The 11,794-nt window shown below is 44.0% G+C and carries 9 protein-coding genes; 8 read left to right on the top strand and 1 reads right to left on the bottom strand.

Annotation, left to right across the window (positions count from 1 at the left end):
* Positions 1-2: 2 nt before the first annotated feature.
* The 8 genes from NST25_RS16795 (at position 3) to NST25_RS16760 (ending at position 10,805) form a co-directional block, all read left to right on the top strand.
* Positions 3-980: an alpha-ketoacid dehydrogenase subunit beta gene (locus tag NST25_RS16795; protein WP_038571553.1), complete on the top strand. Its 978-nt coding sequence runs from the start codon at positions 3-5 to the stop codon at positions 978-980.
* Between the two features lie 106 nt (positions 981-1,086).
* A complete protein-coding gene (locus tag NST25_RS16790; protein WP_076309790.1) occupies positions 1,087-2,733 on the top strand; it encodes a 2-oxo acid dehydrogenase subunit E2 in 1,647 nt (548 codons plus the stop codon).
* A 2-nt stretch (positions 2,734-2,735) separates the two neighbouring features.
* Positions 2,736-4,148 (top strand): dihydrolipoyl dehydrogenase, encoded by a 1,413-nt coding sequence (gene lpdA, locus NST25_RS16785; RefSeq protein ID WP_036687684.1) that lies wholly within the window; start codon positions 2,736-2,738, stop codon positions 4,146-4,148.
* Positions 4,149-4,300: 152 nt separating this feature from the next.
* A complete protein-coding gene (locus NST25_RS16780; RefSeq protein ID WP_340394423.1) occupies positions 4,301-5,275 on the top strand; it encodes a S66 peptidase family protein in 975 nt (324 codons plus the stop codon).
* A 141-nt stretch (positions 5,276-5,416) separates the two neighbouring features.
* Entirely contained in the window at positions 5,417-6,397 is a 981-nt protein-coding gene (locus NST25_RS16775) for a thymidylate synthase (protein WP_076279318.1), read from the top strand.
* A gap of 81 nt (positions 6,398-6,478) precedes the next feature.
* On the top strand, positions 6,479-6,970 hold the full coding sequence (locus tag NST25_RS16770; RefSeq protein ID WP_076130027.1) for a dihydrofolate reductase: 492 nt from the start codon (positions 6,479-6,481) through the stop codon (positions 6,968-6,970).
* A 235-nt stretch (positions 6,971-7,205) separates the two neighbouring features.
* Complete coding sequence (locus NST25_RS16765; RefSeq protein ID WP_076130028.1) at positions 7,206-8,693, top strand: glutamate synthase subunit beta; 1,488 nt, start codon at positions 7,206-7,208, stop codon at positions 8,691-8,693.
* 399 nt (positions 8,694-9,092) lie between these two features.
* Positions 9,093-10,805 carry a proline--tRNA ligase gene (locus tag NST25_RS16760; protein ID WP_076130029.1) on the top strand — a complete coding sequence of 571 codons (1,713 nt, stop codon included), beginning with the start codon at positions 9,093-9,095 and terminating at the stop codon, positions 10,803-10,805.
* A 15-nt stretch (positions 10,806-10,820) separates the two neighbouring features.
* Here NST25_RS16760 and NST25_RS16755 read toward each other — a convergent pair whose 3' ends face one another.
* Positions 10,821-11,684, bottom strand: coding sequence for a pentapeptide repeat-containing protein (locus NST25_RS16755; protein ID WP_340391863.1), 864 nt, complete (start codon positions 11,682-11,684; stop codon positions 10,821-10,823).
* Between the last annotated feature and the right edge of the window lie 110 nt (positions 11,685-11,794).

The following is an 11,794-nucleotide window of genomic DNA, read 5'->3' as shown; positions in this document are numbered from 1 at the left end:
CAATGGCACAAATGAATATGAAAGAAGCGATTCGCGACGCGATGCGCGTTGAACTGAATCGTGACCCTAACGTTCTTATCTTCGGAGAGGATGTTGGTAATGTAGGTGGCGTTTTCCGTGTAACTGAAGGTCTGCAAAAGGAATTTGGCGAAGATCGTATTTTTGATACACCACTAGCTGAGTCTGCGATCGGCGGTCTGGCATTTGGTCTTGGTGTACAAGGCTTCCGTCCGATTGCTGAAATTCAATTCGTAGGTTTTATCTTTGAAGCACTGGATCAAATCGTTGTTCAAGCAGCACGTTTGCGCTGGCGTTCTGGCGGTAAATATAACGCTCCAGTAGTATTCCGTACTCCTTTTGGTGGCGGAGTTAAGGCTGCTGAGCTTCACACTGACTCACTCGAAGGTTTGATCGCACAAAGCCCAGGGATTAAAGTTGTAATTCCTTCAAACCCATATGATGCGAAGGGACTTCTAATCGCGTCTATTCGCGACAATGACCCTGTCTTCTTCATGGAGCACTTGAACCTTTATCATGCATTCCGTGCTGAAGTGCCAGAAGGTGAATATACAGTTGAACTTGGTAAAGCGAACGTAGTACGTGAAGGTTCTGACGTTTCGATCATTACTTACGGGCTGATGGTACATACAGCTACCAAAGCAGCCGAGCAACTCGAAAAAGAAGGCGTTAATGTTGAAATTATCGACCTTCGTACTGTAAGTCCGATCGACATCGATACTATTGTAGCGTCTGTGAAGAAGACTAACCGTGCTATCGTGGTGCAAGAAGCACAAAAGAGTGCGGGTGTAGCTGCTGAAGTTATCGCACAAATCAATGAAAAAGCACTACTGCACTTGGAAGCACCTGTGCTTCGTATCGCAGGTCCTGATACTGTGTATCCATTCGCACAAATAGAAGATACATGGCTTCCAAACCCTGCACGTATTATTGCAGGCGTAAAGAAAGTTTTGGAATTCTAAATATTTTTACGAGAAACAGTTGTCATCCATATGGATGACAACGTTGTTTCATCTTATAAAGTTTAAATCATAAGGTTAGTCCCAATTTCACGAGGAGGTTTTCAAAGTGGCAAAGTTTGAATACCGATTTCCTGAACTAGGTGAAGGTCTGCATGAAGGTGAAATCATCAAAATGCATATCAAAGCCGGTGACAAGGTAACGGATGATGATATCGTAATGGAAGTTCAAAATGACAAGGCGGTAGTTGAGGTGCCTTGCCCAGTAAACGGTACTGTATTGGAAGTTCTTACTAAAGACGGTCAAGTATGCCGTGTCGGTGAAGTAGTGGCTATTATCGAAGCAGAAGGTGACGTGCCTGATCAAGAGGGTACTGCTACTGAAGCTCCTGCTGCTCAAGCGCCAGCTGCACCAGCTGCTCCAGCATCTAACAAAGCATCGAATTTTGAATATCGCTTCCCTGAGCTGGGTGAAGGTCTGCATGAAGGTGAAATCATCAAAATGCATATCAAAGCCGGTGACAAGGTAACGGATGATGACATCATCATGGAAGTTCAAAATGATAAGGCTGTAGTTGAGGTTCCATGTCCAGTGAATGGTACTGTATTGGAAGTTCTGACTAAAGATGGCCAAGTTTGCCGCGTAGGCGAAGTTGTTGCTATTATCGCTGCTGAAGGCGACGTTCCTGAACAAGAAGGTCATGCATCTGCTGAAGCCGACGCAGCAAAAGGAAGTGCAAACACTACTTCTTCCCCTGCAGCAACAAGCCCTGCTGATGCTAAAGAAGGCGGATCTGCAAGTGTAACTCCAGCTCCTGACCGCGATGTATTGGCTACACCAAGCGTTCGCAAATTTGCTCGTGAGCAAAAAGTGGATATTTCCAAAGTGAACGGAACTGGAAAAGGTGGTAAAATCACTCGTGAAGACGTAGAAGCCTTCTTGAAAGGTGGTTCTACACCAGCAGCTCCTGCAGCAGCAGCGTCGTCTGAAGCTCCTAAGGCTGCTAAAACCGAAGCTAAAGCAGCACCTGCAGCAGCTAGCGGTAACGTTAGTCTTGAAGAAGAACGTGTACCATTCAAGGGTATTCGTAAGGCGATCTCCAACGCAATGGTTAAATCGGCTTACACGGCTCCACACGTAACCATCATGGATGAAGTAGATGTTACTGAACTGGTAGCATTCCGTACACGTATGAAACCTATTGCTGAGAAAAAAGGCGTTAAGGTTACTTACCTTCCATTCATCGTTAAGGCACTTGTTGCAGCTTCCCGTCAATTCCCAGCACTCAATGCTATGATTGATGAAGAAGCAGGCGAAATTGTCTACAAGAAATACTACAATATCGGTATCGCTACTGATACACCAAACGGTTTGATCGTTCCAGTTATCAAAGACGCTGACCGTAAGAGCATTTGGATGATTGCTAGCAGCATCACTGACTTGGCCGTTCGTGGCCGTGACGGTAAATTGTCTGCTAACGAAATGAAGGGCAGCACGATCTCCATCAGTAACATCGGTTCTGCTGGCGGTATGTTCTTTACTCCAATCATCAACTTCCCTGAAGTGGCTATCCTCGGAACTGGCCGTATCAGTGAAAAAGCAGTTGTGAAAAATGGTGAAATCGTAGTTGCTCCAGTAATGGCGTTGTCACTCAGCTTTGACCACCGTATTATCGATGGTGCGACTGCTCAAAACTTTATGAACTACATTAAATCGCTGCTCAATAATCCTGAGCTGCTGGTTATGGAGGTATAATTATGGTAGTAGGAGACGCTTCACTAGATATTGATACATTGGTCATTGGTGCAGGTCCTGGTGGGTATGTGGCGGCAATTCGTGCCGCCCAGCTCGGCCAAAAAGTCCTCATCGTGGATAAATCGGAACTCGGCGGTGTATGTTTGAACCGTGGATGTATTCCTTCTAAAGCCTTGATCGCTGCTGCGCATCAATTTGAATCCGCACAGCATGGTGAAGTTTTCGGCGTTACAGCTGAGAATGTTAAAGTGGATTTTGCCAAAACTCAAGAATTCAAGAACAGCGTAGTTAAAAAAATGACTAGCGGTGTGACTAGCTTGATGAAGGGCAACAAAATTGAAGTATTTAACGGCGAGTGTATGTTTATCAGCGACACAGAAGCACGTGTGTTCAATGATCATGAATCTCCACGTTACCGCTTCAAACACTGCATCATTGCTACAGGTTCCCGTCCAATTGAACTTAAACCTTTCCCATTCGGCGGACGTATTCTGTCTTCGACTGAAGCTCTGGAACTTCCAGAAATTCCGAAGAGCATGATCGTAATCGGTGGTGGATACATCGGTGCCGAGCTTGGTCAAATGTACTCTAAATTTGGCACTAAAGTAACAATCATCGAAGGTTTGGATACTGTACTTCCAGGCTTCGATAAAGATATGACCCGTCTTGTTGCGAAAAACATGGCTAAAACTGGCATCGAAATCGTAACTAACGCTAAAGCTGAAAGTGCTGTTCAGAACGACAAAGAAGTAACCGTGAAATACTCTGTTGGTGGCGAGTCCAAAGAAGTTACAGCAGATTACTTGCTTGTAACTGTAGGTCGTCGTCCTAACACTGACGGTGAACTTGGTCTGGATCTGATCGGTCTTGAGCTCGACGAGCGCGGATTGATCAAAGTTGATCACCAAGGACGCACAAGCATTCCTACCATCTTCGCTATCGGCGACGTTGTTCCAGGTCTTGCTTTGGCTCACAAGGCTTCTTACGAAGGTAAAATCGCTGCTGAAGCAATTGCAGGACTTACATCTGTTGTTGACTACAAAGTCATCCCAGCTGTTGTATTTACAGATCCTGAGTGTTCAAGCGTTGGTTTGACTGAAAAAGAAGCAAAAGACAAAGGCTACAAAGTGAAAAGCGGCAAATTCCCATTCGCAGGAAATGGTCGCGCAGTATCTTTGAACAGCCCAGAAGGCTTCATCAAAATTGTTGCTAACTCCGAGAATAATTTGGTACTGGGAGCTCAAATCGTTGGTATCGAAGCTTCTAACTTGATCGCTGAACTTGGTTTGGCAATCGAAATGGGCGCAACGCTTGAAGATATCGCTTTGACTATTCATGCGCATCCAACCCTTGGCGAAATCGTCATGGAAGCTGCTGAATTGGTTGAAGGTCACCCAATTCATGTAATGAAATAATTTTTCTCCAAAAATTGCTCTAGCAGGCAACAGAAAGGCGGACGCAAATGCGTTCCGCCTTTTTTTGTGTTTTCCACTTTTTTGAAAAGAGATATACTGGGAGGAAGAGCAATTACTTAATCTGTATTTTATAAATATAGGGAGGTTCAATGATGAGAGCTGATAAATTAAAGCCTGGAGATGAGCTGCGTATTATCTCTCCTTCCAGAAGTTTGTCATTAATCGATGCTCAGCAAAGAAAAATCGCTAAAGAGCAGCTTGAACGGTTAGGTTTTCGGATATCCATTTCAACAAATTCTTTTGAGACGGATGATTTTGTTTCCTCTTCTATTGATTCGAGAATTGAGGATTTGCACGAAGCCTTTTTAGACCCCAAAGTGAAAGGAATATTAACGACCATTGGGGGCTTCAATAGTAACCAGCTCCTGCGTTATATCGATTATTCAATCATTGCAGAGAATCCAAAGCGTTTATGTGGTTATTCGGATATTACTGCACTAAGTAATGCGATTTATGCTCAAACAGGATTAGTTACATACTCCGGACCGCATTTTTCCACATTTGCGATGCTCCACGATAATGAATATACCATCGAATATTTCCGCAAGCTGATGATGGACAATAAAGAAATTCTAGTGCAGCCTTCCAGGCATTGGAGTGATGATGAGTGGTATCTGGATCAGGAAAACCGGATATTTATTAAAAATGAAGGTCCGTTCAATATCAATGATGGGGAAGCGAAAGGAACGATTATTGGTGGCAATTTATGCACTTTAAATCTTTTGCAGGGAACAGAGTATATGCCAAGTTTAAAAAATTCTATCTTGTTCATTGAGGATGATTATGAGTCAGCACCTGCAACCTTTGATCGAGATCTGCAATCCCTAATTCATCAGCCTGAGTTTGAAGAGGTCAAAGGGTTGGTGATCGGCAGGTTCCAAAAAGAATCGCGTATGTCAAAGAAGCTACTGACCACAATTATCCGCTCAAAAGAAGAATTATCCGATATTCCTGTGATTGCAGACGTGGACTTTGGACATACATCGCCGATGATTACCTTTCCTGTGGGTGGACAAGCAAGCCTTCGGGCTTATGGGGCAAGAGTGGAGCTTAGGATAGCGGAGTAGAGATACAATTGCTGAATCAATCCTTTATAATTGAATAGGTAACCCGATTATTAAATATATTTAAAAATTATCTTACCTTCTACAAAAATCGGATTTTTCAGATATAATATATGAGGTGAAATATTACGGAGGTGCAATACTTTGACGAATGAGTTAGAACAAACCTATTTGAATTTTTTACAATATATTTTGGATCATGGTGTGAAAAAAGAAGATCGTACAGGAACTGGTACAATTAGTGTATTTGGTTATCAGATGCGATTTGATTTATCAAAAGGCTTCCCGCTGTTTACAACAAAACGTACACCGTTTCGCTTAATTGCAAGTGAGTTATTGTGGTTTATTAAAGGCGATACCAACATTCGTTATTTATTGAAAAATAATAATCATATTTGGGATGAATGGGCTTTTAAAAGATGGGTTGAATCGGACGAATATGCAGGCACGGATATGACAGACTTCGGGAATCGTTGTTTAGTTGATGAAGATTTTAATCAATTATATCAAGCAGAGATGAAATCATTCTGTGATCGTGTCTTAGAAGATGATGAGTTTGCTGCGAAATATGGCGAGCTAGGAAACGTTTACGGTAAGCAATGGCGGAATTGGACATCTTCAACTGGCGAATCAATTGACCAATTACAAGACGTTATTCATCAGATCAAAACAAATCCTGATTCTCGGCGTTTAATTGTCAGCGCATGGAACCCGGAAGATGTTATAAATGCTGGGACGAAAGGAAGCAAAGCAGCGTTACCGCCCTGCCACGTTATGTTCCAGTTCTACGTTGCAAATGGTAAACTAAGCTGTCACTTGCTGCAACGCAGTGCGGACTCTTTTCTCGGGGCAAACTTCAATATTCCATCTTACTCTTTGCTTACGCATTTAATCGCATACGAATGTGGGCTAGAAGTAGGCGAGTTTGTATACAGCATTAGTGATGCGCATATCTATTCAAACCATGTTGAGCAAGTGAAAGAGCAATTATCAAGAGAATTAAGAGCATTGCCTACACTGGTTATTAATTCACAGAAGAAATCAATTTTTGATATTGAACTGGAAGATCTGGTCATTGAGGGGTACAATCCGCATCCTTCGATAAAAGCGCCGATCGCAGTATAACGTAATTGTAAATGAAGATTCGCAAATATTATTTCTGGCAGTATATTTTTTTACTTTAGTATGGAGGAAGGAGAGAACTTCATGAGTATTAGCTTAATATGGGCAATGGGTGCCAATCATGTCATAGGAAAAGATAACGATATGCCTTGGCATTTGCCGCTGGATTTTGCTTATTTCAAAGCAGAAACATTGGGCAAAAGAATGCTAATGGGCCGCAAAACATGGGATTCGCTCGGAGGCAAGCCCTTGAAGGGCAGAACGAGCCTAATTCTAACTAGAGATACTGATTATTCAGCTGAAGGTGCAGAGGTTCTACACACGCTTGAAGAGGCTCTCAGCGAGGGTAGAAAAGAAGATGAGCTGATGGTAATCGGTGGTGCGGAAATTTACCGGTTGATGTTGCCGTATGCTGACAAGTTGATGTTGACGCAGATCGAACAGGATTTTGAAGGAGATACCCGGTTTCCTGAGATTGACTGGAGGATGTGGAAAGAGGTCTCCAATATCAAGGGAATTCGTGATGAGAAGAATCCGTATGATTACCGTTTCCTTGTTTATGAACGTACGGAATAGCAATAAAACGTTTTCTCTGACATAACATGTGAAATAGTACAAATAATCAGTAGATTTATCCATTACTGTGCAAAAGTGATGAATGTTACTATAATTAAAATTAGAAATGATTATGTATAGGTATAGAATAGAATGTGCAGGTACTTCATTGCGTTGCTGACAACCATACGAAGCCGCAATATGCTACAATGTACTATACTTCAACACGAAGAGAACGGATGGGGGAAACGTAAACATGTCTACACCTACAGGTTTTATGGAGTATAAACGGCAGCTCCCAGGTGATCGGGATCCTGAGCAGCGGGTAAAGGACTGGGAAGAATTCCACCATCATTTATCCGAGGACGAGCTTCGGACACAGGGCGCACGTTGTATGGATTGCGGAACCCCCTATTGCCATACAGGTATTGATATGGCTGGCGGGACCTCAGGTTGTCCAGTACACAATTTAATTCCGGAATGGAATAACTTGGTGTATCGTGGACTCTGGAAAGAAGCACTGGAACGTCTGCATAAGACAAACAACTTTCCTGAATTCACAGGCAGTATTTGTCCCGCTCCCTGTGAAGGCTCTTGCACAGTGGGCCTGATCGGACAGCCGGTAACCATCAAAACAATTGAACTTGCGATCGTTGATAAGGGTTTTGAAGAGGGCTGGGTTGTACCTAATCCACCGGAGAAACGGACTGGCAAAAAAATTGCAATCGTAGGCTCTGGACCTGCTGGACTTGCCGCAGCAGCACAGCTTAACAAGGCTGGACATTCTGTAACTGTATTTGAGCGCAGTGACCGCATTGGCGGACTGCTGACATATGGAATACCTACTATGAAGCTTGATAAAAAAGTTGTACAACGTCGTGTAGATTTGCTGGCTGCTGAAGGGATTAACTTCGTAGTGAACACTGAGATTGGTAAAGACATTCCGGCTCAGCAGCTTGTTGATGAGTATGATGCGGTCGTTCTGTGTGGTGGAGCTACTAAAGCACGCCGTTTCAACATTGAAGGCAGTGAGCTTAAGGGCGTTATGTATGCCATGGATTATTTAAATGGCACGATCAAGAGTTACTTGAATTCCAATCTGGAGGATGGTAACTATGTATCCGCTGAAGGTAAAGATGTAATCGTCTTGGGTGGCGGGGATACAGGATCTGACTGTGTTGCCACAGCGCTTCGTCATGGCTGCGGCAGTATCACTCAATTTGGTACACATGAAAAAGCGCCTCTGCAACGGGATCCGATTGCTAATCCTTGGCCACAATTTCCGAATGTGTACAGCTTGGATTATGCGCAAGAAGAAGCGAAAGCTATTTTTGGCGATGATCCGCGTGAATTCTCTATCATGACCACTAAATTTGTTGGGGATGAAGAGGGGAACTTGAAGGAGCTTCATACGGTGCAGATCCGCCGGATCGTGGATGAGACAGGTCGTAAAATCTACCAGCCCGTTCCTGGAACGGAAGCTGTATATCCTGCTCAACTCGCTCTCATCGCTATTGGTTTCGATGGACCGGAGCAAGATATTGTTGAGGAGCTTAACCTGGAGACTGATCGTCGTACCAATGTGAAAGCACGTTACGGCAAATTCAATACGAACGTGGATAAAGTGTTTGCTGCTGGCGATATGCGTCGTGGTCAAAGCTTGGTGGTCTGGGCCATCAATGAAGGTCGCGAAGCTGCACGTGAAGTGGATAAATACCTGATGGGCTCAAGCGTTCTTGTCTAGGCATTAATTCAAGAAGCCGTTTCAAAAGCAGTTTACCTGCTGGAGAAGCGGCTTTTTTTGGAGCTGACGCTTGACGGAAATATTATTTTCATATAGATTTAATACAATATTTAAATGACAAAAGCATTGACCAAGGACTTACGATCCTAGTAGCGTTAGAACAGAGAGGGAACTCACCGGCTGAAAGGTTCCTCAAATACGTGTGGATGGTATCCTGCCTGGGTAGCTGCAGCGTATAACCGCTGCCGGAATCGGCCGTTATTCGATCGAGGATCGCCAAATCAAGTGTAGACTATGTACGGGCTGGCGGTTAAATAAGGGTGGTATCACGACACATTCGTCCCTGACGAATGTGTCTTTTTGCGTTTAGAGCGTTCATTTTTTAGGGAGGGTACAAATATGCGTCAAAGTAATCTTTTATTAACAACTCTGCGTGAGGCACCTTCAGAGGCGGAGACAAGCAGTCATCAGCTACTGCTGCGTGCGGGATATATCCGCCAATTAGCAGCGGGTGTGTATACTTATTTACCGCTTGGCAGACGAGTTTTACGGAAAATAGAAGCGATTGTGCGGCATGAGATGGATGTCTCTGGGGCTCAGGAGGTATTGATGCCATCTATGCAGCCTGCGGAGCTCTGGAAAGAATCAGGCCGGTATGAGGTATACGGTAAGGAGCTGATGACGCTGCGGGATCGTCATGAGCGGGAATTCATACTAGGTCCTACACATGAGGAAGTAGTAACCACACTCGTACGGAATGAGATCAGCTCCTATCGAAAGCTTCCTATTACCGTATATCAGATTCAGACCAAGTTCCGAGATGAACGCCGACCACGTTTTGGACTGCTGAGAGGCAGAGAGTTTTTGATGAAGGATGCTTACTCTTTTGACACAAACCTGGAAGGTCTAGATAAATCATATATCCAAATGTTCGAGGCTTATCACCGGATATTTGAGCGATGTGGATTGAAATTCCGTGCTGTCCATGCGGATTCCGGTGCGATTGGAGGCGAGGGCGGCAGTCATGAATTTATGGCGCTGGCTGATATTGGGGAGGATACGATTGCTGCATGCACCGTTTGTGATTATGCGGCCAATCTGGAACAGGCAGAGTCCGTGCGGCCTGTAAAAAATGAAGTTGTCATACAAGTACCGGAGATAGAGAAATTCCTCACTCCTGATTTGCGCACAATTGAGCAACTAGAGCAGGAGCTAGATATCCGGCCAGACCAGATTATCAAAACATTAATCTATGAAGGTGACGGACAGATTTTTGCTGTACTGGTCCGGGGTGATCATGAAGTCAATGAAATAAAGGTAAGTAAATATTTAGGAACGAATGAGATTAAGCTTGCTGACTACGAGTCTGTGAAATCCTTAGCGGGCGTTGAAAGTGGATTTGTAGGACCTGTAGGCTTAACGCTTACTGTCCTAGCAGATGCGGCAGTAGCTGATATGACTCAAGGGATTACAGGGGCGGGAGAAAAAGATTATCACTTCCGTAATGTCGTACCCGGCAGAGATTTTTCGCCTTGGCATGTGGGGGATTTTCGGAATGTAGCAGAAGGTGAAGTTTGTCCGCATTGTTTGGAGGGTATTTTGCATTTTCATCAAGGGATTGAAGTGGGTCATGTCTTCAAATTAGGTACTAAATACAGTGAAAAGCTAGGCGCTTCTTACTTAGATTCTTCAGGCAAAAGTCAACCTATGATTATGGGCTGTTACGGAATTGGTATCTCACGGCTTTTATCCGCTATTGCTGAACAGCATCATGATGAGGATGGATTAATGTGGCCAGCAGCATTGGCACCTTATCAGGTTCATATCTTGATAATGTCCGTCAAGGATAGTGAGCAGCGGACGGTTGCCGAAGGTCTCTATGATCAACTAACCAAGCTTGGCATAGAGACGCTGATTGATGATAGGGATGAACGCGCTGGCGTGAAATTTAAAGATTCAAGCTTGATCGGGATACCTCTATCAATAGTTGTGGGCAAGGAAGCATCACAGGGAAGAGTAGAGTATCTGAACCGAAACACAGCGGGGAAAGAAGTCTTAGAAATTATGGAAGCTGTGTCTCGGATCAAACAATTCTATTCACCGCTGATATAAATGATCTTTTTTCATTTAATGGGAATGCCAATGATCAGGGCAGGAGAGTGTTGCTGGTAATTTTGTGAGAGTATTGCCTTTTGCCGCATTGATCTGTGCCTGAGTGAGAAAGAGAGCTTCTGCTAAATTAGCACCTCTGAGGTCAGTATCGCGAAAGTCTGCCCCAATAAGGTCTGCACCTCTGAGATCAGCGTCCCTAAGGTCTGCGGCTATTAAATAGGCTCCTCTCAAATTGGCGCCTCTGAGATCGGCTCCTTTGAGCTTAGCTCCCATAAGGTCGGCACCTCGACTGAAATTCTTCGCTGATTTTTTTAGTTTACGGCGAGCCTCAGTTCGTACAAGCTCACTGACCTGCAACAGTAACATATTGATTTTTGCTCGATGAGCGGCAACATCCACTTTTGCAAGTGCTTCAGGATTAAGTAAAGTGAGCTGTTCCGTTTCATCGAGAGCTGTTTGCAGCTCCGTATGGATTGTACGGGTTATTTCTAAGTTTAAAGATTCATGTAAATACCAGAGCAGCTCGTGCAAATGCCACATGATCGGAAATACCTCGAACATTTGCTTCGCAGTTTTCGGATTTTTCCTCCAGTCTTCTCCAGCATAAGTGACTTGAGAAATCTTTTGCCCAGCTCCAAAACAGTCATAGACCGTACAACCACGGTATCCTAATTCTCTTAGCTCTGTATGTACACCACAGCGAAAGTCCGACTGTAGATTGTGACAGGGCTGTCCAGCGTCTTTGTCTCTAGCGAAATCTACGGAAGCAGCAAAAGGTAATGCGGCACAACACAAGCCAAAGCACTGCTCACAATCCGCCTTCAGGGCGGCGAGGTTTCGATCTGAAAAAGGTTCTGTAAATCTGTGATTCTCATACAAGGTTTGTTTCCCTCCGATATATGAACGCTTATACCAACTTATTTTAAATCAAACGAAAGATTATGAAAAGTCCGGTCGATTAAAAAAAAGCGAGGTTAATGTTATAATAG

The organism is Paenibacillus sp. FSL E2-0190 (genome assembly GCF_037992965.1).
Taxonomy (GTDB): Bacteria; Bacillota; Bacilli; order Paenibacillales; family Paenibacillaceae; genus Paenibacillus_AQ; species Paenibacillus_AQ odorifer.
This window is presented reverse-complemented; position numbering and strand designations above follow the sequence as displayed.